The organism is Leisingera sp. M658, from assembly GCF_025144145.1.
Classification (GTDB): Bacteria; Pseudomonadota; Alphaproteobacteria; order Rhodobacterales; family Rhodobacteraceae; genus Leisingera.
This window is the reverse complement of sequence record NZ_CP083548.1, coordinates 85,646-111,004: the sequence shown is the minus strand read 5'-3', so window position 1 is coordinate 111,004 and position 25,359 is coordinate 85,646. Positions and strand designations below refer to the sequence as shown.

Below are 25,359 nucleotides of genomic sequence, written 5' to 3'. Positions count from 1 at the left end.
GCAGGCAGTGATGCTGTCACTGCGGGTCTCGCTGTGGGCAACACTGGCCGCGCTGCCGCTGGCGGTGTTTGTAGCCTATGCGCTGGCACGCTGGCAGTTTCCCGGCAAGCAGCTCGTGAACAGCCTGGTGCATCTGCCGCTGATCCTGCCACCGGTGGTGACCGGCTATCTGCTTTTGATGGTGTTTGGCACCAAGGGGCCAATCGGCGGCGCGTTGCAGCAGATTGGTATCGTCTTTGCTTTCCGCTGGACTGGCGCTGCGCTGGCCGCGGGTATTATGGCCTTTCCTCTGATGGTCCGGGCGATCCGCCTGTCGGTTGAGGCGGTGGACCCCAAGCTGGAACAGGCTGCCGCCACGCTGGGTGCCTCGCGGGCGCTGTGCTTTGCCACTGTCACCCTGCCGATGATCCTGCCGGGGCTGATTGCCGGCACCGTGCTGGGGTTTGCCAAGGCAATGGGGGAATTCGGGGCCACAATCACATTTGTTTCAAGCATTCCGGGACAGACGCAGACCTTGCCGTCGGCGATTTACACTTTCCTGCAGGTGCCAGGCGGTGAGACCGCAGCATTGCGGCTGACGCTGGTGTCGATTGCTATCGCATTGACTGCGCTGCTGCTGTCAGAACTGCTGGCGCGCAGGGTTGCTGACCGGGCAGGGGGACGCTGATGCTGACTGTCTCGCTACGGCATGCGCTGCCGGGGTTCGGGCTGGATGTGCAATTCGAGGCGCCACCAGGTGTCACCGTGCTGTTCGGCCGCTCCGGAACCGGCAAGACAACCGTGATACAGGCGGTGGCCGGCCTGTTGCGTCCGGATCAGGGGCGGGTGGCTCTGGACAGGGAGGTGCTGTTTGATACCACACAGCGGCACTGGCTGCCGCCGCACAAGCGCCGCATGGGCTATGTGTTTCAGGAGGGCCGGCTGTTCCCGCATCTGACCGTGCGGCAGAACCTGGCGTTCGGGCAATGGTTTGCGCCGCGGGGTGCCAAGCGGGAGAGCCTGGACCGGGTTGTGGAGATGCTGGGCATTGGTCCTCTGCTGCAGCGCCGTCCCGGGCTGCTGTCAGGCGGCGAGAAGCAGCGGGTTGCAATTGGCCGGGCGTTGCTGGCGGCGCCGCGGATGATCCTGGCGGATGAGCCGCTGTCAGCTTTGGATGAGGCGCGCAAGGCGGAAATCCTGCCCTATTTTGAGCGGTTGCGCGACGAGATCGGCATTCCGATGCTTTATGTCAGCCACTCTGCAGCGGAAGTGGCACGGCTGGCCACCACGGTTGTGGTGCTGCAGGACGGCAAGGTGCAGCGGCAAGGAACCGCGGCGCAGGTGCTGGGAGACTCTGCCGTCATGCCCGCAGGGGTTCGGGCCGCCGGGGCGCTGCTGGAGGCATGTGTTGCCAGTCACCACAACGACGGGCTGACAGAACTCGACGCGGGCGGTGTCCCGCTGTTCCTGCCGCAGATCGCAAAAGCTGTGGGCAGTGTGGTACGGGTCAGGATCTCGGCGCATGAGGTGATCCTGTCACGCCAGCGCCCCGAAGGTCTCTCGGCGCTTAACATTCTGCCCGGCACGATTGAGCATATCCGCACTGGCGACGGTCCGGGGGCCATGGTCTCGCTGCAAACGCCCGCCGGGCGGGTGCTGGCCCGGGTCACCCGGCGTTCTGCCCAGGCCTTGGGGCTGGAGGCGGGAGTGGAGTGCTTTGCTGTGGTCAAGACCGTCTCCATCGCGCCGGAGGATATCGGCGGGGGCGGATAGGGCAGCCCGCGTCTTCAAAAATACCAAAACAATCCTTCAAGCATTCTTGATACGGAATTAAGTTCGGTTGCGTGGCGCAGGCCGCTATCAATGTGGCAGCAGTTCAGCAGGAAAGGCAGCCCATGACCAAACGATCCTATTACGCACCGGAAGGCGGGCTGCCGCCGCAGACCCAGCTGCTGACCGACCGCGCGATGTTCACCGAGGCCTATGCGGTGATCCCCAAAGGCACGATGAGCGACATCGTGACCAGTTTTCTGCCGTTCTGGGACAAGGCCCGGTTCTGGGTCTTGTCACGGCCATTGTCCGGATTTGCCGAAACATTTTCGCAGTATATCGCTGAGGTTCAGCCAGGCGGCGGCAGTGATCGTCCCGAAACCGAAGCGGGCACTGAGGCGGTGCTGTTTGTGGTGCAAGGTGCGATGACCCTGACCATTGACGGCACTGCGCATGAAATGGAGGAGGGCGGCTATGCCTTCCTGCCGCCGCATGCCAATTGGAGCTTGCGCAACAATGGCGATGCGCCGGTCCGGTTCCACTGGATCCGCAAGGCGTATCAAGCTGTTGCCGGGCTGGACACCCCCGAAGCCTTTGTCACCAATGAAAATCATGTCGATCCGACCCCGATGCCGGGGACCGAAGGTAAATGGGCAACAACGCGGTTTGTCGATCCGAACGATCTGCGCCACGATATGCATGTGACGATCGTGACTTTCGAGCCCGGTGCGGTGATCCCGTTTGCCGAGACCCATGTGATGGAACACGGGCTTTATGTGCTGGAGGGCAAGGCGGTGTACCGGCTGAACCAGGATTGGGTCGAGGTTGAGGCCGGCGATTACATGTGGCTGCGTGCCTTCTGCCCGCAGGCCTGTTATGCGGGCGGCCCGGGCAAATTCCGCTATCTGCTGTACAAGGATGTGAACCGGCACATGCCGCTGGCGCCGCTGCGCTGAGCGGCGGCGGGAGCGCCCGGCCCTGATATGTGCCCGGGCGCTGCCCGGCTGTTCAGCCGGGCAGGGTTTCCACAGTTGCAGGCGCGCCCAATCCATATGACAGTTTCTGCGCGGCGTCCTTGACCAGGGCGCCGATGCCGTTGATGCCGCCGTCCGGCATCCGCGCGGTTGGGCCGGAGATGGAGATCCCCGCCAGCACTTCACCCTGCATGCCAAAAACCGGCGCCGCAACGCAGCGCATTCCCGGCGCCTTTTCTTCGTCATCAAAAGACCAGCCTCGGGTGCGGATCTGCGTGAGGTCAGCACGTAGGGCATCCGCTGAGGTGAGCGTTTTCGCCGTGAACCTCTCCAGCGTCCGGCCGCGCAGAAAGCGGATCAGACGGTCCTCTCCGAAACAGCTGAGCAGCGCCTTGCCGATGCCGGAGGCGTGCATTGGGGAGGTCGTTCCCGGCGGGAAGAATGCACGGATCGATTCATGCGTTTCCACCTGGCTCACAAACATCACATCGCCATTGCGTTCGATCCCGAGGTTAGAGGTTTCGCCAGTGGCCTCCATCAGTTCCCGCATCACCGGCCGTGCCCGTTCGATCACACTGGAGCGGCGCAGAAAGGCGGAGCCGAGCCGGAACGCCATCGCACCGATGTGCCAGGTCTGCGACTGCGGCTCCATCTCGACAATCTGGCGCGCCTCCAGGGTTGCCAGCACCCGGTACATGGTGGCCGCCGACTGATCCAGCGCGAAAGAGAGTTCTGTCAGTGTCATACCGTTGGCGCCGGCCAACGCGTCCAACACATCCAGCGCCCGGTCCAGCGACTGGATCGTGGCTGGCTGGCTGGCGGAATCAAAGCTTTTCGGGCGGCCTTTGCGGCGTGGCGGTTGAGGCATTTTCAGGTCTTCTTGGGCAATTCAAACAGCAGCTTATGGATAAAACTGAAAATCAGTTCTGTACAGTGAAAAAATACAATCATTTGTTTTTCCACGGATAAATCGTTGCGAACCACCTTTTGAAATCGTTTTTCAAAAAAGTATCTCCACGCATATCTCCCCCTTACAGTGAAGGAAATCGCCACAGGAGGGCACAAAATGAGCTTTCAAAATCCGGTTTTCATCCCCGGTCCGACCAATATGCCCGAAGTGCTGCGCAAAGCAGTGGACATGCCGACGCTGGACCACCGCTCGCCGCTGTTCGGTCAGATTCTGCATCCGGCACTGGCCGGCGTGAAGAAGGTTCTGAAAAGCGAGACCGCCGAAATCTTCGTCTTTCCGTCGACCGGCACCGGCGGCTGGGAAACCGCGATCACCAACACGCTGAACCCAGGTGACAAGATTTTGGCTGCCCGCAACGGCATGTTCAGCCACCGCTGGATCGATATGTGCCAGCGTCACGGGCTGAATGTTCAAGTCGTTGAGACCCCTTGGGGCGAGGGCATTCCAGCCGACCGCTACGAGGAAATCCTGACCGCCGACAAGGGCCACGAAATCAAGGTGGTTCTGGCCACCCATAACGAGACCGCAACCGGCGTTAAATCCGACATCGCCGCCGTCCGCCGGGCACTGGATGCCGCTGGCCACCCGGCGCTGCTGTTTGTGGATGGCGTGTCCTCGATCGCTTCGATGGACTTCCGCATGGACGAATGGGGCGTCGATATTGCCGTCACCGGCTCGCAAAAGGGCTTCATGCTGCCGCCTGGACTGGCCATTGTCGGCTTCTCTCCCAAGGCTATGAAGGCTGCCGAGACGGCGACCTTGCCGCGCACCTTCTTTGATATCAAGGACATGGCCGCCGGTTATGCCAACAGCGCCTATCCCTACACGCCCTCTGTCGGCCTGCTGAACGGTCTGAACATGGCCTGTGGTATGCTGCTGAACGAAGGGCTGGAGAACGTCTTTGCCCGGCACCACCGGATTGCCGAAGGCGTTCGCGCTGCGGTCAGCGCCTGGGGGCTGGAACTGTGCGCCGTGTCGCCGGATGTCTGCTCCGACAGTGTCAGCGCCATCCGCACGCCGGACGGGTTTGATGCCAACAAGTTTGTGAGCCTGGCAGCCGAGAAATACGGCGTCGCCTTTGGCACCGGCCTGGGCGAGGTCGCAGGCAAGGTGTTCCGCATCGGCCATCTGGGCAGCCTGACCGATGTGATGGCGCTGTCGGGCATTGCCACCGCCGAAATGGTCATGGCCGACCTTGGCCTGAACATCCAGCTGGGTTCTGGCGTGGCAGCGGCACAGGATTACTACCGCGGCAACACCGCCAACAGCGCCAAGGCTGCCGCCTGATGAAGGATAACACTATGTATATCCCCACTTACGAGGACATGCTGGCCGCGCATGAGCGTATCCAGCCGCATATCCGGCGCACGCCGGTGCGCACCTCGGCATATCTAAATGAACTGACCGGCGCTGATCTATTCTTTAAATGCGAGAACTTTCAGGAGCCGGGAGCCTTCAAGGTGCGCGGCGCCAGCAACGCGGTTTTCGGACTGGATGAGGTCCAGGCTGCCAAGGGTGTGGCGACGCATTCCTCGGGCAACCATGCCTCCTGCCTGTCTTATGCCGCAATGCGGCGCGGCATCCCGTGCAACGTGGTGATGCCGCGCACCGCGCCGCAGGCCAAAAAGGACACCGTGCGCCGCTATGGCGGCAAGATCACCGAATGCGAGCCGTCCACCAGCTCGCGCGAGGAGACCTTTGCCAAGGTGCAAGCGGAGACCGGCGGCGATTTCGTGCATCCTTACAATGACCACCGCGTCATTGCGGGGCAGGGCACCTGCGCCAAGGAGTTTGTGGAACAGGCTGATGGCCTCGACATGGTAGTGGCCCCGATCGGCGGCGGCGGCATGATCTCGGGCACCTGCCTGACACTGTCGACGTTGGCGCCGGAAACCCAGGTGATCGCAGCGGAACCGGAGCAGGCCGACGACGCCTACCGCAGCTTCAAGGCGGGTTACATCATCGCCGATGATGCGCCCAAGACCATTGCCGACGGGCTGCTGGTACCGCTGAAGGAGCTGACCTGGCACTTCGTCAGCAATCACGTCAGCGAGATCTACACCGCGTCGGACGCGGAGATCATCGATGCGATGAAGCTGATCTGGAAGCACCTGCGGGTCGTGATGGAGCCGTCCAGCGCGGTGCCGCTCGCTACCATTCTGAAAAACAAGGATGCCTTCGCTGGCAAACGCGTGGGCCTGATTGTCACCGGCGGCAATGTCGATCTCGACACGCTGCCCTGGATGAACAGCTGATTTTGGGAGTTACCACAATGAACGCACAGACCAAATTTGACGACCTCGAAGTCGGCTATGATGTCCCGGCGATCCCGGGCATGGATGAGGCTGACATCCAGACCCCGGCGCTGGTGCTGGACCTGGACGCGCTGGAGCGCAACATCAAGAAGATGGGCGACTATGCCAAGGCGCACGGCATGCGCCACCGGGTGCACGGCAAGATGCATAAATCGGTGGATGTGGCCAAACTGCAGGAATCTCTGGGCGGCGCGGTTGGCGTCTGCTGCCAGAAGGTATCTGAGGCAGAGGTTTTTGCCCGCGGCGGCATCAAGGACGTTCTGGTCTCGAACCAAGTGCGCGACCCGCAGAAGATCGACCGTCTGGCCCGCCTGCCCAATCTGGGTGCGCGCACCATTGTCTGCGTCGATGATATCGACAATGTGGCCGACCTGTCGGCAGCAGCGCAGAAGCATGGCACCCAGTTGGAAGTCCTGATTGAGATCGACTGCGGCGCGGGGCGCTGCGGCGTGACCACCACCGAGGCTGTTGTGATCATCGCCAAAGCTGTGAACGCGGCCGAGAACCTCAAGTTCACAGGCATTCAGGCCTATCAGGGTGCGATGCAGCACATGGACAGCTACGCAGACCGCAAGGCCAAGCTGGACATCGCCATCGCCCAGGTTGCCGATGCGGTTGAGGGCCTGAAGGCCGAAGGCATCGACTGCGAGCTGGTGTCCGGCGGCGGCACTGGCTCCTACTACTTTGAATCAAACTCCGGCGTGTACAACGAACTGCAGTGCGGCTCTTACGCCTTCATGGACGCCGATTACGGTCGCATCCTGGACAAGGACGGCAACCGGATCGACCAAGGTGAGTGGGAAAACGCCTTCTTCCTGCTGACCCAGGTGATGAGCCACGCCAAATCCGACAAGGCCATTGTTGACGCCGGCCTCAAAGCGCAGTCGGTGGACAGCGGGCTGCCCTTCATCTTTGGCCGCGACGACGTGGAATACATCAAATGCTCGGACGAGCACGGCGTGGTTTCCGACCCGAACGGCGCGCTGAAAGTGGGCGACAAGCTGCGCCTGGTGCCGGGCCACTGCGACCCCACCGCCAACGTGCATGACTGGTACGTCGGTGTCAGAGACGGCAAGGTTGAAACCGTCTGGCCGGTCTCGGCCCGTGGCAAAGCCTACTAATCAAATGATCCCCGAACTGGCGGAGGTGCGCAGGCCGCCCTCCGCCGGCTTTTTTTGTTGAGGAGAAACAGACATGTACATCGTTCCGGAAAAGGCGATTGCGGACCTGGTGACCCGTAAAGCCTCGTTCGACGCGGTCGAGAAGGTCTTTGCCGCCATGGCCGCAGGTGATGCCTACAACTTCCCCGTGGTGCGGGAGGCGATCGGTCACGAGGACGCGCTTTACGGCTTCAAAGGCGGATTTGACCAAGCTGGTCTTACCCTGGGCCTCAAGGCAGGCGGCTACTGGCCGAACAACCTGGAAAAACGCGGGCTGATCAACCACCAGTCCACCGTTTTCCTGTTCGATCCGGACACTGGCAAGGTGAAGGCGATGGTGGGTGGCAACCTGCTGACCGCGCTGCGCACCGCCGCGGCCTCCTCGGTGTCGATCAAGCATCTGGCCCGCAAGGACGCCAAGGTGATCGGCATGATCGGCGCGGGCCATCAGGCCAAGTTCCAGCTGCGTGCAGCACTGGAGCAGCGGCAGTTTGAAAAAGTGATTGGCTGGAACCTGCATCCTGACATGCTGCCGAACCTGCAGGAAGTGGCGGACGAGGCCGGGCTGCCCTTTGAAGCGGTGGAGCTGGACGGTATACGCGAGGCGGATGTGATCATCTCGATCACCTCCTCCTTTGATGCGATCCTGAAGGCGGGCCAGGTCAGCCCTGGCACCCACATTGCCTGCATGGGCACCGACACCAAGGGCAAGCAAGAGGTCGATCCGCAGCTGCTGGTCGCGGCAGATGTATTCACCGACGAGGTCGCCCAGTCGATCTCTATCGGTGAGGCCCAGCACGCGGTGGCCCAGGGCCTGATCCAGGAGACGGACGTGGCCCAGATCGGTGCGGTGATCAATGGCACCAACCCTGGACGCATTTCAGACGATCAGATCACCCTGTTCGACGGCACTGGCGTCGGCCTGCAGGATCTGGCCGTCGCGGCTTCGGTTGTTGAAGCGGCGGTTGAAAAGGGCATCGCCATCGAGGTCGACTTCTGAACCGGTTCAAAGCATCAAATAAAAAGGGCGCCAAAGCGGCGCCCTTTCTGTTTTCGGCATCCCCGCGTGTCAGCTGCGATCCTCATGCGGTAGCGATCCGCGGCCATGGCCGCTCATCCCGCCTGAGACTTCTTCGGTTGCTTCACCCGCCAGCTCTTGCGGCAGAACCAGGTTCAGCACGATGGCAATCAGCGCGGCTGGCAGCAGACCGCTGGTCAGCAGGATCCGCGCGGTATCGGGCATATGCTGCAAAGCACCGGGTTCCAGCTGCAGACCCAGGCCAATGGACAGGGAAATCGCAAAGATCACCATGTTGCGGCGGTTCCAGTCCACATCCGACAGCATCGACACACCGGCCGCAACCACCATACCGAACATCACAATCACACCGCCGCCCAGCACTTCGATCGGCACCGTGCGGATCACCGCACCCACCTTGGGCACCAGCCCGCAGATGATCAGGAAGATGGCGCCGCAGGTCACCACATGGCGGCTCATCACCCCGGTCATCGCAATCAGGCCGACGTTCTGGCTGAATGATGTATTGGGGAAGGCGCCAAAGAAGCCCGCAACCGCGGTGCCGACACCATCAGCATAAGTGGCGCCTTCGATTTCCTGCTCGGTGGCCTCGCGGCCTGCGCCGCCCTTGGTCACGCCGGACACATCGCCCACGGTTTCAACGGCAGAGACAAAGCTCATCAGGCAAAAGCCGATGATCGCGGCGGCGGAGAACTCGACCCCGTATTTGAACGGCTGCGGCAGGGCAAAGGCTGCGGCTTGCGACCAGGAGCCGGAGACGGCTTCAAACGTCAGCATGCCGGTCATCAATGCATAGATGTAGCCCACGATCAGCCCCAGCAGCACGGCCGAGACCGACAGCATGCCCTTGGTAAAGAATTTCAGGCCAAGGGTGACAATGATCACCACCAGCGCCGCCGACCAGTTCAACAGCGAGCCGTATTCCGGCGTGCCAATGGCGGGAACGCCGCCCGCCGCGTATTGGATGCCGACCTTGACCAGCGCCAGGCCGATCATTGTCACCACCAGCCCGGTGACCAGCGGCGGCAGGGCAAAGCGGATCTTGCCAATTACTGTGCCGAGCAGCCCATGAAAGATGCCGCCGACAATGACGCCGGTGAAAAGGGCTGCCAGCCCATCCACACCCTTGCCTGCAACCAGCGGGATCATGATCGGCAAAAAGGCAAAAGATGTACCCTGCACAATCGGCAGCGCAGAACCGATCGGCCCCAGGGTGATTGTCTGCAGCAGTGTGGCAATACCGGCAAACAGCATCGACATCTGGATCAGGTACAGCAGCTCCGGGAAATCCGGCGAGTTGGATCCGAACCCGAAACCGGCGGCGCCGGCCACGATGATCGCAGGTGTCACGTTTGAAACAAACATCGCCAGCACATGCTGGATGCCCAGCGGGACCGCCTTGTGCAAAGGCGGGGTGTAATTCGGGTCGCGCAGCTGTGCCGGCGTCCCGATGGAAGTATCAGCCATGTCTTCTCCTGTTGGTCATGGGGATCTTGCCGCTTCTTTTTTGTTGTTGGCGGCTTCGAGTTGTGCGGTCAGTCTGCGACCACAGTGAAAGGCTCCTTGAACCAGTGCTCTTCAAGATTAGGCGTGGTGCCGATGCGGTCGAAAACGATGTATTGGCCGGGCGCGCCAAGGGGTGCGAGCACCCCGTGCCAGGTGCCGCGGTGCAGGTTGATGGACTGGCCCGGCTGGCTGATGAAGGCCTGCAGATTGACCGGCTGGCCGCCGTCATCATCCGCCACCACAACCAGCATCGGCACGCCGTTGACGGGCACAAAGGCCTGGCTGCCCTCCGGGTGGCGTTCCACCATGTCCACTTTGTGCGGCAGGTGGCGGGCCTTGGCGTCAAACATGCTGATGCCGGCCCGTCCGTCCTCGCCGAAGTTCAGGGCCGCGAGGTCGTGGTGACGACCGCACATGCCCTGATTGATCATCTTGTCCGGCGCGCCTGCAACCTCGATCACGTCGCCATAGGGTGCAAAAGCCGCCGCTGTCAGCGGCTTCGCTGTCAGCCGCCCGCTCACGGCAGCAGGTCCTGCAGGCGGAACTGGGCAATGCGCTCGACCTGGCGGCAGGCCTCATCGAACTCGGTCGCCCGGTCATTGTGGATACGGCGGTGGAACGCCTCCATGATTGACGTCTTGTTGTGGTCGCGCACCGCAATGATGAAGGGGAAGCCGTGCTTTTCCACATACTCGGTGTTGAGCCGGGTGAAGCTCTCGCGCTCGTCATCTGTCAGCATATCCAGCCCGGCACTGGATTGTTCCGATGTGCTCTCGGCGGTCAGACGCCCGGCAGCGGCCAGTTTGCCCGCCAGATCCGGGTGCGCGGTCAGCACGCCCAGGCGTTCTTCCTCGCTGGCGGTGCGGAATTTGCGGCACAGCGCGTTGTGAACGCCAGCGGCGCAGTCATGCGCAGGGCCAAGCTCCAGATCATAGGCGCGGTCGGCGATCCAAGGCGAATGCTCGAAGATCGAACCGAACTTGGCGACAAAATCCGCGCGGTCCATTTGGCTGGGGCGCTCGCGCTTCACTGGTGGGTGGGTTTCGGCCCAGTGCTCGGCAATGTCGATCCGGCGCGGACACCAGACACCATCAAAGCCCTGAATATACTCAATGAAACGTTTGAGGCCCGCAATCTTGCCCGGACGTCCGATCAAGCGGCAATGCAGACCGATGGTCATCATCTTCGGCGCACCGGCCTCGCCCTCGGCATAGATCACGTCAAAGGCATCCCTCAGATACTGGAAGAAATGCTCGCCCGTGATCCAGCCCGGCGAATTGGCAAACCGCATGTCGTTGGCTTCCAGCGTGTAGGGGATGATCAGCTGATCGCGCCCGCCGGTCTCCAGCCAATAGGGCAGGTCGTCGTCATAGGTGTCTGAAATATAATCAAACCCGCCTTCCTCCGCCGCAAGCCGCACGGTGTTGGCGCTGCAACGTCCGGTGTACCAGCCGCGCGGACGGTCGCCGGTGACCTCAGTATGAAGGCGCACCGCCTCGGCAATCGCGGCGCGTTCTTCGTCCTCGGGCATGTCTTTATGCTCGACCCATTTCAACCCGTGGCTGGCAATCTCCCAGTTCGCGTCTTTCATCGCCTGCACCTGTTCGGGTGAGCGGGCCAGCGCGGTGGCGACGCCATAGATGGTCAGCGGAATACCGGCGCCGGTGAACAGCCGGTGCAACCGCCAGAAGCCGGCGCGGCTGCCGTATTCATAAACCGACTCCATGTTCCAATGGCGCTGGCCGGGCCATTGCGCAGCGCCGGGAATGTCGGACAAAAAGGCCTCGGACGCCGCATCCCCGTGCAGGATGCAGTTTTCACCGCCTTCTTCGTAGTTCAGAACAAATTGCACGGCGGTTTTGGCCCCATTAGGCCACTGCGGGTCAGGTGCGGCAGCACCGTATCCGCGCAAGTCACGAGGATAGCGCGTCACGTCAGGTCTCCTGTCTTTTTAATATGTATAGAACAGATAATCCCACCCCGCTTTCAGTATATTTTTGAAAGAACTTTTTGACTCTTCCTTCTGTATGCACTGGGCTGAACAGCGCATACCTAAGTCAACAGAATTGAATGGAGGCTGGCATGACCGGATTTCTGACCACCCATGTGCTGGACACCGCCCGCGGCTGCCCGGCGGAAGGGCTGATGATCGACCTTTACCGGATCGACGGCAGCGAGCGCATCCATCTGCGCAGTCTGACCACCAATGACGATGGCCGCACGGATGAACAGATCCTGCCGGCAGGTGAATTCGTAACCGGCACTTATGAGCTGGTGTTCCATGCCGGCGGCTATCTGCGCGCTACCGGCCAGGCCGGCGCGGACCCGCTGTTTCTGGACGAGGTGCCGCTGCGCTTTGGCATGAGCGAGGCGGACAGCCACTATCACGTGCCGCTGCTCTTGTCGCCCTACGGCTATTCCACCTACCGCGGCAGCTGAGCCGCAATCCCCAAGATACCTCTCCTCCCGCTTGGCATCTGCCGGCGGTTCCCGTCCCAAGCAACTGGGGCGGGCTTTTTCATTCCGAGGGCAGGGACGCCTGGATGTGATCCACCATGAAGTCCATGAACAGCCGCACCTTGGGGTCCTGATGGCGGCGGTGGACATAGAGGCAGGCCATCTGGATCGGGACTGGCGGCTCCTCTGCCAGCACCGGCACCAGCCGGCCTGAGGCAAGGTGTTCAGAAATCTCGAACACCGGCTTCAGGATGATCCCATGCCCGTCCAACGCCCAGCTGGTCAGCACATCACCGTGATCCGATTCAAACGGTCCGGTGACGGTTACCCGCTTGACCCCGTCCTGGCTGCGCAACGGCCATTGGAACTCCGGTGCGCCGGGATAGCGCAGGTTCAGGCAGTCGTGCGCCTCGGTCTTCAGCTCGTCGCTGCTGGCAGGCTGGCCGCGCTGCCTGATGTACTCCGGCGCCGCGCACAGCACCCGCGCACAATCGGCAATCTTGCGGATGCGCAGGTTGGAATCCTCCGGCACGCCGAGAAAGAACGCCGCATCCAGACCTTCGGCGGCCAGGTCCAGCTTGCGGTCCGACAGCCGCAGCCGGATTGAGATCAGCGGATAGGCCTCATTGAAATTCGGCACCGCCGGCGCAATCAGGTGCTGCCCCAGCCCCAAGGGTGCGGCCACATAGAGCGTGCCGCGCGGGGTTTGCGTCACGTTGCTGATATCGGCCTCGGCCTCGTCCACCGCTTCCAGGATCTTGACCGCGCCGTGATAAAACAAGTTGCCCTGTTCGGTCGGATTAAGCAGCCGGGTGGTGCGCTGGAACAGCCGCACATTCAGGTGGTCCTCCAGCTGTGAAATCCGCGACGACGCCACCGCCGCCGAAATCCGCATGTCGCGCGCCGCGGCAGACATATTGCCAAGTTCATAGACACGGACGAAGGTGCGGATGTTGTCGAGATAGGCCATTCAAGTATTCTTTGTGTTATTTTGAAACAGCTTGGGTTTTTTACCTAATACATGAAAATAGCGGCATGCTCTAGTCTTGGGTCAAAGCTTATGAGGAGAGAACAATGGAAGAGCTTGTGATCATGTGGGACTGGCTGGGCTTTGCGGTCCGCTGGCTTCACGTCATCACCGCCATTGCCTGGATCGGATCGTCCTTTTACTTCGTCGCGCTGGACCTCGGCTTGCGGAAAGTTCCGCATCTGCCGGTTGGCGCGCATGGCGAGGAGTGGCAGGTTCACGGCGGCGGTTTCTATCACATCCAGAAATACCTGGTGGCGCCGGAAAACATGCCGGAGCATCTGATCTGGTTCAAATGGGAGAGCTACGCCACCTGGCTATCGGGTGCCGGCCTGTTGATGATCGTCTACTGGGCGGGTGGTGAGCTGTACCTGATCGACGCGGCCAAGGCCGATCTGGCCCTGTGGCAAGGCATCCTGATTTCCGGCGCGTCGCTGACCATCGGCTGGATCATCTATGACTTCCTGTGCAAATCGCCGCTGGGGGAGAAGCCAACCTTCCTGATGGTGCTGCTGTTTGTGCTGCTTGTCGCGATGGGCTGGGGCTACAACCAGATCTTCACTGGCCGCGCCGTAATGCTGCATCTGGGCGCCTTTACGGCTACCATCATGACTGCAAACGTCTTTTTCATCATCATGCCGAACCAGCGCATCGTGGTGAAGGACCTGCAGGAGGGCCGCACGCCGGATGCCAAATACGGCAAAATCGCCAAGCTGCGTTCGACCCACAACAACTACCTGACGCTGCCGGTGGTGTTCCTGATGCTGTCGAACCACTACCCGCTGGCCTTTGCCACCGAGTACAACTGGCTGATCGCGGCGCTGGTGTTCCTGATGGGCGTGACCATCCGCCACTACTTCAACAGCAACCACGCGGGCACCAGCAACCCGACCTGGACCTGGCCGGTGACCGCGATCCTGTTCATCGGCATCATGATCCTGAGCCAGGCGCCGCTGCAGCAGGACACCTACGAAGAGTCCGAGGCGCGGGAGCTGACCAAGGGTGAACAGGTCTTTGCCAGCAACCAGCATTTCGAGGATGTGATGAATGTGGTGCCGGGCCGCTGCGCCATGTGCCACGCGCGGGAGCCCTACTATGACGGCATCCGCCGCGCGCCCAAGAACGTGCTGCTGGAGACCCCGGCCGATGTGGCGAAATACGCCAGGGACATCTACCTCCAGGCCGGCGCAACCCATGCGATGCCGCCCGCCAATGTGACCTACATGGAGGACGAGGAGCGCGCGCTGATCCGCCGCTGGTACGGCAGCGCCGCCAAAGATCTGCCGTTTGCACTGGCCGCAAACTGACGCAAAACCGTCTGACATGCCCAATGGCTCCGCCCCCGTGGCGGGGCCTTTTTCGTCCGCCACCACGCCTGTGCCCCCACCGCAGCAAGAGCATGGAACCAAACAGCCCCGCCGTGTGTTATACTGATACAGGGTTTGCCCAACTGCGCCGGATACCCGGGGTCTTCCGGCCTGTTCAGCCACAGCGCCAATCCCTTTCGGGCACCCTTTCCTGGCGGCAAAAGCCGGGAACCGGCCGTTTGGGACCGCGGCAAAACTGCGGGGTTTGGACGTTGAAGGAGGAAACACGATGCTTAGAAAAACCATCGCCATCGGACTTGCACTCTGCGCCGCTTTGGCCGCCTGCGGGGACACCACCGGCGAGCGGCTGGTCTATGGAGCAGGCGCCGGCGCTGCCGGTGCTGCTGTGCTGGACGCGAATCTGGTAACAGGTGCCGCTGTCGGTGCCGCGGCAAACCTGGTCTATTGCGAGGAAAATCCGCACCGCTGCTAAGGCGAGAACCCTCGTTTTTTTTGAGGCGGGCAAGCGGTGCCCGCCTTTCCTTTTGCCCTTAACTGCCAGTCTCGATCCGCCGGAAGGCTGCCAGCCCGTGTTTCACAGCGTAATCCACGAACAGGCGTATCTTGGGATCCTGCAGTTTCCTGTGCGGGTAAAGGCAGCCGAAGATCGTCGGCTCAGGCGGCGTGTCCGGCAGCACCTCAACCAGCGCGCCGCTCTGCAAATGCGAAGCGACGTCAAACCGCGGCTTGTTGACAATACCCCGCCCGTCAAGCGCCCAATTGGTCAGCACGTCACTGTCATCGGCGTCGTATCTGCCTGAGACTTCCAGCTTGCGCGGGCCTTCCGGCGTGGTCAGCGTCCAGAAATACTCGGGCGAACGCGGATAGCGCAGCAGCAGGCAGTTGTGGCCGCTCAGCAGGTCCTCCGGCATCTGAGGGGTACCGTGGCGTTCCAGATATGCCGGCGCGGCACACAGCACACGGGCGCAATCGGTGATCTTGCGCATCTTCAGGGTCGAGTCATGCGGGGTGCCGATGAAGAACGCCACATCCAGCCCGTCCGCGAGAATGTCGACCTTGCGATCCGACATGCGCATACGGATTTCGGTGGCCGGGTAATCCTCGACAAAGCCTGGCACCAGCGGTGCGATGATGCGGCGGCCAACACCCAACGGCGCGGTCACCCGGATTACCCCGCGCGGTGCAGCGGAGAATTGCGAGACCACCGCCTCGGCATCCTCAATCGATTCGAGAACCTTCTTGGCTTCGGTGTAAAACAGCTGCCCGGCCTCGGTCGGGGTCAGCGACCTCGTGGTACGGTTGAACAGCCGCACGCCAAGGTGCTTTTCCAGCTCCTTAATCCGTTTGCTGGCCACGGCGGGAGTCAGCCGCAGATCACGTCCGCCCGAGGTGATGCTGCCCAGTTCGACGACTCGGGTAAAGACCCGCAGAGATTCCAGATAAGACATGTTCTACAGACCCTTACTGGGCGCGTTTGCCGCTTGCCGTTTCACAGCAGCAGGCGGCGGACACGCCGGTTCCGGCACCTATAGCCTAACCATTTTCAACAAGGTGTTGAAAGCCTTTCGCAATTGCACCCGTTAACCGGGGCAGTCAGACAGGGTAAAACAAACCTAAGCGGGCCATGACGGCCCAACAACACTCCGGAGGCCAGATGACACATCAAACCGACATCCGCTTTCTGCTGAACGGCCAGAACATCGTACTTCAGGACGTGAAGGCAACCACCACCCTGTTGGATTTCCTGCGCCTGGAACAGCGCCTGACCGGCACCAAGGAGGGCTGCGCCGAGGGCGACTGCGGCGCCTGCACCGTGCTGGTGGGGCGGCTGCAGAATGGCGCCCTGCGCTATGAGGCGATCAACGCTTGCATCCGTTTCCTGGCCTCGCTGAACGGTTGCCATGTGGTAACGGTGGAGCATCTGGCCGGCCCCAATGGCCGTCTGCATCCGGTACAGCAGGCTATGGTCGAATACCACGGCAGCCAATGCGGCTTTTGCACCCCCGGTTTCGTGATGTCGCTTTATGCGCTCTGGATGGAAAACCCGCAGCCGAACGAGACGCAGGTGGAAACCGCCGTGCAGGGCAACCTTTGCCGCTGCACGGGTTATGAGCCGATTGTCCGCGCCGCCCTGGCAGTGAACCAGTACGGCACCCCGGCCAACGACTATCTGACCACCGAGCGTGACAGCCTGACCGCCAATCTCAAGGCCATCCAGCCACAGGCCCGTGTAGTGACCGGCCCCGAAGACGACCGCGCCATCCTGCCGCTGGACGCAAGCGACCTTGCACAGGTGCTGGCCGAGAACCCCAAGGCAACCATCGTGGCCGGTTCCACTGATGTGGGCCTGTGGGTGACCAAATTCATGAAGCCGATTTCCCCGGTGGTGTTTGTGTCCCACCTGGAGGAGCTGAAGGCAGTTGAGCTGACCGATCAGGCGCTGACCATCGGCGCGGGCGTCACCTATACCGAAAGCGAAGCTGCAATCCGCGATGCCTTCCCGCACCTTAGCGCATATTGGGACCGCATTGCCGGCTGGCAGGTGCGCAACATGGGCACCATCGGCGGCAATATCGCCAATGGCTCACCCATCGGGGACACCCCGCCAGTGCTGATCTCGCTCGGCGCCGAGGTGACGCTGCAGAAACAAGGCGGCAGCCGCACGCTGCCGCTGGAAGACTTCTTTATCGACTATGGCAAGCAGGACCGCGAGCCGGGCGATTTTGTGGCCTCAATCCGCATCCCGAGACCTATGGCTGGCCAGATTGATGCCGCCTACAAGATCTCCAAACGCCGGGACGAGGATATCTCCTCGGTTGCTGCTGGTGTCAGCGTGGAGGTGGCAGATGGTGTGATCACCGCGGCCCGCATCGCCTTTGGCGGCATGGCGGCAACGCCGAAACGCGCTGCAGGCGCCGAGGCCGCACTGGTGGGCCAGCCCTGGAGCGAAGCCGCATTTGACGCGGCGGCGGAGGCGGTGAAGCAGGATTTCACTCCGCTCAGTGACTGGCGTGCCTCCGCGAAGTACCGCGCGCTCACGGCCAGCAACCTGCTGCGCCGCTTCTACCTGGAACATGATGCGGGAACCGCCGGTGCCGTCCGGCTGGCCGTCGCCTGAGGAGGATTTTGAGATGAAAGACCATCAGACCATCAGCGGCGCCGTGCACCATGACCGCCAGCACGACAGTGCGATCAAGCATGTGACGGGACGCGCCGAATACACCGACGATATCGCTGAACCCTATGGCACGCTGCACGCCTACCTGGGTGTCTCAACCGTGGCGCACGCCAATATCAAAGGCATCGACCTCAGTGCCGTGCGCGCCGCGCCCGGTGTGGTAGATGTGCTGACCGCCGATGACATTCCCGGCGTCAACGACATCAGCCCCACCGGCAAACATGACGAGCCGGTGTTCCCGACCGATAAGGTCGAATTCCACGGCCAGCCGATGTTTGCGGTGATCGCCGAAACCCGCGATGCCGCCCGCCGTGCTGCCGAACTGGCGCAGGTGGATTACGAGGTGCTGCCGCACGCGCTGGACCCGGTCCAGGCGCAGGAGGCGGGCTATCCGATGATCACCGACCCGCTAAAGCTGGAGCGCGGCGACGTGGAGGCGGGCCGCAAGGGTGCCCCGCACCGCATCCAGGCGCAGATGACTGTAGGCGGCCAGGACCACATGTATCTGGAGGGCCACATCGCCTTTGCCATTCCGGGCGAAGACGAGGATGTGACCGTGCATTGCTCCACCCAGCACCCGAGCGAGGCGCAGCATATGGTGGCGCATGTTCTTGGCGTGGCAAACAACGCGGTGACCGTCAACGTGCGCCGCATGGGCGGCGGCTTTGGCGGCAAGGAAAGCCAGATGAACCTGTTCTGCGCGGTGGCTGCGATTGCCGCAAAGAAACACAACCGCGCCGTCAAGATCCGTCCCGACCGCGACCAGGACATGACCGCCACCGGCAAGCGCCATGACTTCGTGATCGACTATGACGTGGCCTTTGATGGCGAGGGCCGTATTCAGGCCGTTGAGGGCGGCTTTGCCGCGCGCTGCGGCTTTTCCTCGGACCTGTCCGGGCCGGTCACCGACCGGGCGCTGTTCCATGCGGATAACGCTTACTTCTACCCGAACGTGCTGCTGAAAAGCCGCCCGATGAAGACCAACACCGTCTCCAACACCGCCTTCCGCGGCTTTGGCGGCCCGCAGGGTGTGATCGCTGCTGAACGGATGATCGAAGAAATCGCCTATGCCCTCGGCAAAGACCCGCTGGATGTGCGCAAGGCCAACTTCTATGGCGAGGAAGGCCGCGACCTGACGCCTTATCATCAGAAGGTGGAGGACAACATCCTCGACCGGCTGATCGGGGAGCTGGAGGAAAACGCCGAATACCGCAAGCGCCGCGAAGAAATCATCGCCTTCAACAAGGAGTCGAAGATTATCAAGAAGGGCATTGCGCTCACGCCGGTGAAATTCGGCATCTCCTTCACCGCGACCTGGTACAATCAGGCGGGTTCGCTGATCCATGTCTACAATGACGGCTCTATCCATCTGAACCACGGCGGCACCGAGATGGGGCAGGGCCTCAACACCAAGGTGGCGCAGGTTGTGGCCGATGCCTTCCAGGTGGATTTCGAGCGCATCAAGATCACTAAGACCACCACCGAGAAGGTGCCGAACACCTCCGCCACCGCGGCCTCTTCAGGCTCGGACCTCAACGGCATGGCGGCGCTGGATGCAGCGGAGCAGATCATTGCCCGGCTGACCAAATTCGCAGCTGAGAAATATGAAGTCTCCGAGGCAGAGGTCGAGTTCCTGCCCAACCGCGTGCGGGTCGGCAGCGAGGAGATCCCCTTTGATACGCTGGTGAAAGCCGCCTACATGGCCCGTGTCCAGCTGTCGGCGGCGGGTTTCTACAAGACGCCGGAAATCCACTGGGACCGCGCGGCGGGCAAGGGGCAGCCGTTCTTCTACTACGCCTATGGCGCGTCCTGCTCGGAAGTCTCCGTCGATACGCTGACCGGTGAATACCGGGTCGAGCGCACCGACATCCTGCATGACGTGGGCCGCTCGCTGAATCCAGTGCTGGACAAGGGCCAGGTGGAGGGCGCCTTTATCCAAGGTATGGGCTGGCTGACCACCGAGGAGCTGTGGTGGGACGGCGAGGGCCGACTGCGCACCCATGCGCCCTCAACCTACAAGATCCCGCTGGCGTCTGACCGGCCGCGCATCTTCAACACCCAGCTGGCCCAATGGTCAGTAAACAAGAAGCGCACCATCAAGCGGTCCAAGGCCGTGGGCGAGCCGCCGTTCATGCTGGGCATCTCGGTGTTCGAGGCGCTGTCGATGGCGGTTGCCAGCACGGCGGATTACAAGGTCTGCCCGCGTCTGGACGCACCCGCCACGCCGGAGCGCGTGCTGATGGCGATCGAAACCCTCAAAGGGCAGGGCTGAGCCATGGCCCGCCGCCTCTCCCTCCAGGATTTTCTGGCCAGCCACAGCCGTGTGGTGCAGGTCGCGCTGACCCGCGTTCGCGGATCCTCCCCGCGCGGGGCCGGCACCTGCATGTTTGTGGCGGCGGACGGCCTGTGGGGCACCATTGGCGGCGGCCAGCTTGAATATATCGCCATCGACCACGCCCGGCGGATGCTGAAGCAGGATGTGATCAGCGACACGCTGGACGTGCCATTGGGGCCGGAAATCGGCCAGTGCTGCGGCGGCCGGGTGGAAATGTCGCTGGCGCAGATGCGCCAGGCAGACCGCGACGATGCCATTGCCCGCCAGCAGGTTGATGAGCAGACCCTGCCGCATGTCTATGTGATGGGCGCAGGCCACGTGGGCCGCGCCCTGACGGATCTGTTCCAGCATATGCCGGTGCGCTGCATCCTGATTGACCAGCGCGCCGAAGAATTGGCCCAAGCCCAAGCGGATGTGGAAATCCGCCAAAGCGCCATTCCCGAGATCGACATTGCCACCGCCCCGGCGGGCAGCGCCTTTGTTGTTCTCACCCATGATCACGCGCTCGACTTCCTGCTTGCCTCCGCTGCCCTGCAGCGCGGTGATGCCGGGTACGTGGGCCTGATCGGATCGGCCACCAAGCGGGAGAAATTCCGCCGCTGGTGCCGGGATCATTGCGACGGTCAGCGAACCGACCGTCTCATCTGCCCCATCGGGGCAAGCGGCAGCCGCGACAAGCGGCCCAGCGTCATCGCGGCCTTCGTGGCTGCGGAAGTGATCGCTGAATTGACCTCTGAAACTGCCGCGTCCGCTCCAGCACGGAGCATTGATTTGCCTCAAACGGGCAAGCAACCGGACGCAGAGGGAGACACGGCTGGAGTGATCAGCCGTTAAGGACTGCGTCCTCTGATAGGAGGAGGCCGCCATGACCACAGGGCGGAGCTACACATACAAACTGTTCGCGCGGAATGACTTCAGTGCATTCTGGGCGTTGTTTACCGACAACCTGATCAACCTGATTGTGCTTTCGGGCATCTGTCAGTTTGTCTTCAACATGCCTGCAGAGATCGTGTTCGGCCGCATCGTGCCGGGTGCCGCAGTGGCGATCCTGGCCGGTGTCGCGGTTTACACCTGGCTGGCCAAACATACAGCCGAGAAAGAGGGGCGCGACGTGACTGCGCTGCCCTATGGCATCTCAACGCCCGTCATGTTCGTCTATCTGTTCGGCGTGATCGGGCCGATCTACTGGTCCACCAATGACGCCATGCTGGCCTGGCAGGTGGGCATTGGCGCGGGCTTCATGGGCGGTATCGTGGCTGGCCTTGGCGCCATCGTCGGCCCATGGCTCAAACGCGTGACCCCGCGCGCCGGCATGCTGGGCACGCTGTGCGGCATTGCACTGGTGTTCATCGGCACCGTGCCGCTGGCCACGATTTTCGAGGATCCGTTCATTGGCTTTGCCTCGATGATCATCATCCTGTGGGGCCTGGTCGGCCGTCACCGGCTGCCGTTCAACATTCCGGCGGGCCTTCTGGCGCTGATCGTCGGCACCGTTGTAGCGCTGGGAATGGGCAAGGCTTCGGTCTCGTTCGAGGGTGTGGGCGTCTACCTGCCGATCCCCTACTTCGGGGACCTGATTGCCGGCATCCAGCATCTGTTTGCCAACCCGGAGCTGTTCCTGGTTCTGGTGCCGGTGCAGATCTACAACTTTATTGAGACCATGAACAACGTCGAAAGCGCCGAAGCGGCAGGCGACCACTATCCGGTCGGTCTGTGCCAGGTGACCGACGGTGTCGGCACCATGATCGGTGCGGTCTTCGGCTCGCCGTTCCCGACCACCGCCTATATCGGCCATCCGGCCTATAAACGCATGGGCGCGCGCTCGGGCTATATCATCGGCGTTGGCCTGGTGATCCCCTTTGCCGCCTTCTTTGGCCTCTTGGCGTTCCTCAACAACCTGATCCCCGTGGCCGCTGCCGCGCCGGTTCTGGTGTTTGTGGCGCTCAGCCTGGTGACCAACACCGCGCATTCGGTGAAGACAGACCATATCGCGGCGGTGACCATCGCGATGATGCCGCATGTCTCGGCCTTCCTGGTGATCAAATGGGGCGCACTGGCCGGCGCATTGGGCGCATTGGGTGCCACCGGCATGGCGCAGCTGGGTGATGCTGAGCTGACCGCGGCGCTGCTGCAGCAGGGCGCGCATTACGAAGGTCATCTGGCTCTCAGCCAGGGTGCCATCCTGACCGGGCTGATCTGGGGCGCCATTGTCGCCAGCGTGATCGACGGCGACTTCCGCAACGCGGGCGGCTTTGCCCTGGCGGCGGCGGTGATGTCGCTGGTCGGTGTGATCCATTCTGCCAGCCTGCACTGGCCGGAATTCAGCGGCGTCGCAATGGGCTACCTGATCGCGGCTGCGTTCCTGTTCATCTATCCGATCTTCCACAAGGCGGATGAGCATGAGGACGCTGCCAAACCCCATGTGCCGCACCTGCCTGCAGGCGAATAATCCCAAATGAAAAGGGGCAGGGGGCACCGCGTCCCCTGCCTGCGAACCAAGGACATCAAAGACATGACATCGAAACAGACGCTGCTGCGCGGGCGGGTGCTGACCTTCACCGCTGAACCGCAAGGCGCTGACGACACCAGCGCCTATCAGTTCATCGAGGACGGTGCGCTCTTGCTGGCGGACGGTATGATCCTGGCCAAGGGCAGCTATGGCGATCTGGCCGCGCAGGCGGCGGAGGCGCAGGTGATCGACCATCGCCCGAACATCCTTATGGCCGGCTTCATCGACACCCACCTGCATTTCCCGCAGGTGCAGGTGATCGCTTCCTGGGGGTCACAACTGCTGGAATGGCTGAACAATTATACCTTCCCCGAGGAGGTCCGCTTTGCCGATGCCGGCCACAGCGCGCAGATGGCCGGGCATTTCTTTGACCTGTTGGCCAGCCACGGCACCACCACGGCTGTCGCCTATTGCTCGGTCCACAAAACTTCAGCCGAGGCGTATTTCGACGAGGCCGCGCGCCGCAACATGCGGATGATCGGCGGCAAGGTCCTGATGGACCGCAACGCACCCGAGGGGCTGCTGGACACGCCCGTCAGCGGCTACGACGATACTAAGGAGCTGATCGCGAGGTACCACGGCAAAGGCCGCGGGATGTATGCGGTCACCCCGCGCTTCGCCATCACCTCCACCCCTGATCAGATGGAGATGGCGGGTGCACTGGTGAAGGAGCACCCCGAGTGCTACGTGCAAACCCATCTGTCGGAAAACCATGACGAGATAGCCTTTACCGCCGAACTGTACCCGCAGACACGCGATTATCTGGATGTCTACCAGTCCTACGGGCTGCTGACGGAAAAGATGCTGCTGGGCCACTCGATCCACCTGAAACCGCGCGAGATCGATGCGCTGGCCGAGACCCAGGCCAAGCCGGTGTTCTGCCCGACCTCGAACCTGTTCCTGGGCAGCGGGCTGTTCGACGACGCAGGGCTGCGCGGCCGCGGCATCACCAATGCAATTGCCACCGATATCGGCGCCGGCACCAGCTATTCGATGCTGCAGACCCTGAACGAAGGCTACAAGGTCCTGCAGCTGCAGAACCAGAAACTGCATCCCTTGCGCGCTTTCCACTGGATCACTCGCGGCAACGCGGTGGCGCTTGGGCTGGCGAACAAAATCGGCACGCTGGACGCCGGCACCGAGGCCGACATCGTGGTGCTCGATTCCCGCGCCACCCCGGCGATGGATCTGCGGATGCAGCGGGCCGAAACCCTGTCCGAGGAGCTGTTTATCCTGCAGACCCTGGGCGACGACCGCTCCATCGCGCAGACCTATGCGGCTGGCAAACCGATGAAGGTTTGAGTATCCGTTGAAAAAAGACCGGCCCAAGGGCCGGTCCATAGCTGCCGGACAGAGGCGTCCCGGCAGGGAGTGAAACCTTCAGGAACGGCGCTGGACCGGCTCCGCGCCATAAACTTCCTCAAGTATAATCTCGACTAGATCGAACTCTGTGTGCAGGTTGACGTCCTCGAAATAGATGTGGCTCGGCCAAGCCTGGCTGACGTGGTTGTCCTCGGGCAGATCCACATGGGCGCAGACGTTGCGGATTGCCGCCACATGGGTACGGGCCATCCCGCGGGTTTCTGCCTTGGCGGCGTCCAGATCCTCGATGCTGTTACGGTCGATTTCGGGTGAGCCGATACCCGAGGTCAGCGGCATGTTCCGGGCGATCGCCTGCTGTTCATAGAAAGAGATGTCAACCTTGTCCGCAGCCAGCCGCATTATGAAGACCGGGTTCACGCTCACCTTTGCATCTGTCAGTTCCAACAGGGCCGGGTTTTCCAAGGGCGCCGGTTCGGGTGTGGCGGCGGTGCTTGCCTCGGTGCCGCCGCGGCGGCGGGAGCGGCGGTCTTTCTTCCTGGCCAGCGTCACGTGGTCGCCGCGGTAGTTGTTGTCGAACGCCCGGCCGGCATAGGGCTTGTCCCTCAGCATGTGCCGGATCGCGCGGATCGACATGTTTTTGCAGTTCTCAGGCCCAATGAAGAAAGGCGAGCCGGAGGCATCCGACAGTTCGATCCAGCCGTTCGGGAAGGTGGCGATATGGTGGTCCATCCACGGCCCCAGCACCACGTCGCCCAGATGATCCAGCAGTGCGTTCACCTCATCCGGATCATTCACCACATCGCCCAGCAGCGGCTCCTGCCCATAGATGTCAGCGGCCAGGCTGTAAGGCGCGGTGATCTGCAACAGCGGCGGCAGACCGGTCAGCTCCTCATGCACCCGCAGGATCCTGGTGATCGCCAGCGGCACCCCAGAGGTGAAATCCGGAGTCTTCAAGTCGCGCCAGTTGTCCTTGCTGATCAGCATGTTATCGGGGTCGGCACCCGGCGGGTATTTATCCGGATACATCATGGTCTGGCCCAGCGGCTCGCAGGACCAAGCATAAAGCGCCCAGGTGATGTAGAACTTGTTCACCCCCAGCAGGCGGCTGACCGCAAGGTTGGCGCGGACATAGCGATAGGGGTCCTCGTGGTAATACTCGCGGGTCTCAATCCCATAAAGATCGTTCAGCACCGCCAGTGCCAGCATGTGGACCGAGGCAACGCTGTTGACCCGGTTCGGGTCGGCCTTTTGCCCGAAATTGGCGTCAAAACCGCCGGCGATGGCCGCGTCGAACACCCGCTTCATTTCTGCCTTGGCCCCGGCATCGCCCGCCTGCCAGGCCCGCAACAGGTCAAGACCCTTGGGGAATGCGTAATCTTCAATTCTGGTCATGGATCGGCCTCAAACCTTCGTGAACCCGTGGCGCGTTTTGCACCAGTTTGGATTGAGGCTACTAAAGAGTGGGTACATCAACTATACCCGTTATTGA

At 62.1% G+C, this 25,359-nt stretch carries 22 protein-coding genes; 15 read left to right on the top strand and 7 right to left on the bottom strand.

Annotated features, from left to right (window positions below; all coding sequences use genetic code 11):
* The first annotated feature begins 10 nt into the window (after positions 1 to 10).
* The 3 genes from modB to K3724_RS22340 all read left to right on the top strand — a co-directional run bounded on the left by modB (position 11) and on the right by K3724_RS22340 (position 2,705).
* Complete coding sequence (gene modB, locus K3724_RS22350; protein ID WP_259993070.1) at positions 11 to 667, top strand: molybdate ABC transporter permease subunit; 657 nt, start codon at positions 11 to 13, stop codon at positions 665 to 667.
* On the top strand, positions 667 to 1,752 hold the full coding sequence (gene modC / locus K3724_RS22345) for a molybdenum ABC transporter ATP-binding protein (RefSeq protein WP_259992937.1): 1,086 nt from the start codon (positions 667 to 669) through the stop codon (positions 1,750 to 1,752). Before modB ends, modC begins: the two co-directional genes overlap by 1 nt.
* A 122-nt stretch (positions 1,753 to 1,874) precedes the next feature.
* Complete coding sequence (locus K3724_RS22340; protein ID WP_259992935.1) at positions 1,875 to 2,705, top strand: bifunctional allantoicase/(S)-ureidoglycine aminohydrolase; 831 nt, start codon at positions 1,875 to 1,877, stop codon at positions 2,703 to 2,705.
* A 52-nt stretch (positions 2,706 to 2,757) separates the two neighbouring features.
* Here K3724_RS22340 and bhcR read toward each other — a convergent pair whose 3' ends face one another.
* Positions 2,758 to 3,591, bottom strand: coding sequence for an HTH-type transcriptional regulator BhcR (bhcR, locus tag K3724_RS22335; RefSeq protein WP_259992933.1), 834 nt, complete (start codon positions 3,589 to 3,591; stop codon positions 2,758 to 2,760).
* Positions 3,592 to 3,789: 198 nt separating this feature from the next.
* On the opposite strand from bhcR, the gene bhcA reads away from it, so the two are divergent.
* The 4 genes from bhcA (at position 3,790) to bhcD (ending at position 8,168) form a co-directional block, all read left to right on the top strand.
* Complete coding sequence (gene bhcA / locus K3724_RS22330; protein WP_259992932.1) at positions 3,790 to 4,980, top strand: L-aspartate--glyoxylate aminotransferase BhcA; 1,191 nt, start codon at positions 3,790 to 3,792, stop codon at positions 4,978 to 4,980.
* On the top strand, positions 4,980 to 5,948 hold the full coding sequence (bhcB, locus tag K3724_RS22325) for a beta-hydroxyaspartate dehydratase BhcB (protein ID WP_259992931.1): 969 nt from the start codon (positions 4,980 to 4,982) through the stop codon (positions 5,946 to 5,948). Before bhcA ends, bhcB begins: the two co-directional genes overlap by 1 nt.
* Before the next feature lie 17 nt (positions 5,949 to 5,965).
* Positions 5,966 to 7,129: a 3-hydroxy-D-aspartate aldolase BhcC gene (gene bhcC / locus K3724_RS22320; RefSeq protein WP_259992930.1), complete on the top strand. Its 1,164-nt coding sequence runs from the start codon at positions 5,966 to 5,968 to the stop codon at positions 7,127 to 7,129.
* Positions 7,130 to 7,202: 73 nt separating this feature from the next.
* Entirely contained in the window at positions 7,203 to 8,168 is a 966-nt protein-coding gene (bhcD, locus tag K3724_RS22315) for an iminosuccinate reductase BhcD (protein WP_259992929.1), read from the top strand.
* Positions 8,169 to 8,237: 69 nt separating this feature from the next.
* Here bhcD and K3724_RS22310 read toward each other — a convergent pair whose 3' ends face one another.
* The 3 genes from K3724_RS22310 to puuE all read right to left on the bottom strand — a co-directional run bounded on the left by K3724_RS22310 (position 8,238) and on the right by puuE (position 11,646).
* The gene (locus K3724_RS22310; RefSeq protein ID WP_259992928.1) at positions 8,238 to 9,674 is read right to left on the bottom strand and encodes a uracil-xanthine permease family protein; all 1,437 of its coding nucleotides are present in this window, start codon (positions 9,672 to 9,674) and stop codon (positions 8,238 to 8,240) included.
* Positions 9,675 to 9,742: 68 nt separating this feature from the next.
* On the bottom strand, positions 9,743 to 10,234 hold the full coding sequence (locus K3724_RS22305) for an ureidoglycolate lyase (RefSeq protein WP_259992927.1): 492 nt from the start codon (positions 10,232 to 10,234) through the stop codon (positions 9,743 to 9,745).
* Entirely contained in the window at positions 10,231 to 11,646 is a 1,416-nt protein-coding gene (puuE, locus tag K3724_RS22300; RefSeq protein WP_259992926.1) for an allantoinase PuuE, read from the bottom strand. Before puuE ends, K3724_RS22305 begins: the two co-directional genes overlap by 4 nt.
* A 149-nt stretch (positions 11,647 to 11,795) precedes the next feature.
* Here puuE and uraH point away from each other — a divergent pair, with 149 nt between their 5' ends.
* Entirely contained in the window at positions 11,796 to 12,152 is a 357-nt protein-coding gene (gene uraH / locus K3724_RS22295) for a hydroxyisourate hydrolase (protein WP_259992925.1), read from the top strand.
* Positions 12,153 to 12,231: 79 nt separating this feature from the next.
* On the opposite strand, the gene K3724_RS22290 is transcribed toward uraH, so the two are convergent.
* Positions 12,232 to 13,140, bottom strand: a complete 909-nt coding sequence (locus tag K3724_RS22290; RefSeq protein WP_259992924.1) for a LysR family transcriptional regulator — start codon at positions 13,138 to 13,140, stop codon at positions 12,232 to 12,234.
* Between the two features lie 104 nt (positions 13,141 to 13,244).
* Between K3724_RS22290 and K3724_RS22285 the strand changes: the two genes are divergently transcribed.
* Both K3724_RS22285 and K3724_RS22280 read left to right on the top strand, forming a co-directional pair.
* Positions 13,245 to 14,504 (top strand): urate hydroxylase PuuD, encoded by a 1,260-nt coding sequence (locus K3724_RS22285; protein WP_259992922.1) that lies wholly within the window; start codon positions 13,245 to 13,247, stop codon positions 14,502 to 14,504.
* Positions 14,505 to 14,793: 289 nt separating this feature from the next.
* Positions 14,794 to 14,997 carry a hypothetical protein gene (locus K3724_RS22280; protein ID WP_259992920.1) on the top strand — a complete coding sequence of 68 codons (204 nt, stop codon included), beginning with the start codon at positions 14,794 to 14,796 and terminating at the stop codon, positions 14,995 to 14,997.
* A 58-nt stretch (positions 14,998 to 15,055) separates the two neighbouring features.
* Here K3724_RS22280 and K3724_RS22275 read toward each other — a convergent pair whose 3' ends face one another.
* Positions 15,056 to 15,973 carry a LysR family transcriptional regulator gene (locus K3724_RS22275; protein ID WP_259992918.1) on the bottom strand — a complete coding sequence of 306 codons (918 nt, stop codon included), beginning with the start codon at positions 15,971 to 15,973 and terminating at the stop codon, positions 15,056 to 15,058.
* A 206-nt stretch (positions 15,974 to 16,179) separates the two neighbouring features.
* On the opposite strand from K3724_RS22275, the gene xdhA reads away from it, so the two are divergent.
* The 5 genes from xdhA to guaD all read left to right on the top strand — a co-directional run bounded on the left by xdhA (position 16,180) and on the right by guaD (position 23,849).
* On the top strand, positions 16,180 to 17,643 hold the full coding sequence (gene xdhA / locus K3724_RS22270; protein ID WP_259992916.1) for a xanthine dehydrogenase small subunit: 1,464 nt from the start codon (positions 16,180 to 16,182) through the stop codon (positions 17,641 to 17,643).
* 13 nt (positions 17,644 to 17,656) lie between these two features.
* Complete coding sequence (gene xdhB / locus K3724_RS22265) at positions 17,657 to 19,975, top strand: xanthine dehydrogenase molybdopterin binding subunit (protein WP_259993069.1); 2,319 nt, start codon at positions 17,657 to 17,659, stop codon at positions 19,973 to 19,975.
* Positions 19,976 to 19,978: 3 nt separating this feature from the next.
* Complete coding sequence (gene xdhC, locus K3724_RS22260) at positions 19,979 to 20,872, top strand: xanthine dehydrogenase accessory protein XdhC (protein WP_259992914.1); 894 nt, start codon at positions 19,979 to 19,981, stop codon at positions 20,870 to 20,872.
* Between the two features lie 31 nt (positions 20,873 to 20,903).
* Positions 20,904 to 22,487 carry a xanthine/uracil/vitamin C permease gene (locus K3724_RS22255; protein WP_259992912.1) on the top strand — a complete coding sequence of 528 codons (1,584 nt, stop codon included), beginning with the start codon at positions 20,904 to 20,906 and terminating at the stop codon, positions 22,485 to 22,487.
* Between the two features lie 63 nt (positions 22,488 to 22,550).
* Entirely contained in the window at positions 22,551 to 23,849 is a 1,299-nt protein-coding gene (gene guaD / locus K3724_RS22250; RefSeq protein ID WP_259993062.1) for a guanine deaminase, read from the top strand.
* 78 nt (positions 23,850 to 23,927) lie between these two features.
* Here the strand turns inward: guaD and K3724_RS22245 are convergent, their stop codons facing one another.
* The gene (locus K3724_RS22245) at positions 23,928 to 25,262 is read right to left on the bottom strand and encodes a uroporphyrinogen decarboxylase family protein (RefSeq protein ID WP_259993061.1); all 1,335 of its coding nucleotides are present in this window, start codon (positions 25,260 to 25,262) and stop codon (positions 23,928 to 23,930) included.
* Positions 25,263 to 25,359: the final 97 nt, after the last annotated feature.

Coding starts and splice junctions, on each gene's coding strand:
- modB (WP_259993070.1), top strand. CDS start 11: ATGCTGTCACTGCGGGTCTCGCTGTGGGCAACACTGGCCGCGCTGCCG.
- modC (WP_259992937.1), top strand. CDS start 667: ATGCTGACTGTCTCGCTACGGCATGCGCTGCCGGGGTTCGGGCTGGAT.
- K3724_RS22340 (WP_259992935.1), top strand. CDS start 1,875: ATGACCAAACGATCCTATTACGCACCGGAAGGCGGGCTGCCGCCGCAG.
- bhcR (WP_259992933.1), bottom strand. CDS start 3,591: ATGCCTCAACCGCCACGCCGCAAAGGCCGCCCGAAAAGCTTTGATTCC.
- bhcA (WP_259992932.1), top strand. CDS start 3,790: ATGAGCTTTCAAAATCCGGTTTTCATCCCCGGTCCGACCAATATGCCC.
- bhcB (WP_259992931.1), top strand. CDS start 4,980: ATGAAGGATAACACTATGTATATCCCCACTTACGAGGACATGCTGGCC.
- bhcC (WP_259992930.1), top strand. CDS start 5,966: ATGAACGCACAGACCAAATTTGACGACCTCGAAGTCGGCTATGATGTC.
- bhcD (WP_259992929.1), top strand. CDS start 7,203: ATGTACATCGTTCCGGAAAAGGCGATTGCGGACCTGGTGACCCGTAAA.
- K3724_RS22310 (WP_259992928.1), bottom strand. CDS start 9,674: ATGGCTGATACTTCCATCGGGACGCCGGCACAGCTGCGCGACCCGAAT.
- uraH (WP_259992925.1), top strand. CDS start 11,796: ATGACCGGATTTCTGACCACCCATGTGCTGGACACCGCCCGCGGCTGC.
- K3724_RS22290 (WP_259992924.1), bottom strand. CDS start 13,140: ATGGCCTATCTCGACAACATCCGCACCTTCGTCCGTGTCTATGAACTT.
- K3724_RS22285 (WP_259992922.1), top strand. CDS start 13,245: ATGGAAGAGCTTGTGATCATGTGGGACTGGCTGGGCTTTGCGGTCCGC.
- K3724_RS22280 (WP_259992920.1), top strand. CDS start 14,794: ATGCTTAGAAAAACCATCGCCATCGGACTTGCACTCTGCGCCGCTTTG.
- K3724_RS22275 (WP_259992918.1), bottom strand. CDS start 15,973: ATGTCTTATCTGGAATCTCTGCGGGTCTTTACCCGAGTCGTCGAACTG.
- xdhA (WP_259992916.1), top strand. CDS start 16,180: ATGACACATCAAACCGACATCCGCTTTCTGCTGAACGGCCAGAACATC.
- xdhB (WP_259993069.1), top strand. CDS start 17,657: ATGAAAGACCATCAGACCATCAGCGGCGCCGTGCACCATGACCGCCAG.
- xdhC (WP_259992914.1), top strand. CDS start 19,979: ATGGCCCGCCGCCTCTCCCTCCAGGATTTTCTGGCCAGCCACAGCCGT.
- K3724_RS22255 (WP_259992912.1), top strand. CDS start 20,904: ATGACCACAGGGCGGAGCTACACATACAAACTGTTCGCGCGGAATGAC.
- guaD (WP_259993062.1), top strand. CDS start 22,551: ATGACATCGAAACAGACGCTGCTGCGCGGGCGGGTGCTGACCTTCACC.
- K3724_RS22245 (WP_259993061.1), bottom strand. CDS start 25,262: ATGACCAGAATTGAAGATTACGCATTCCCCAAGGGTCTTGACCTGTTG.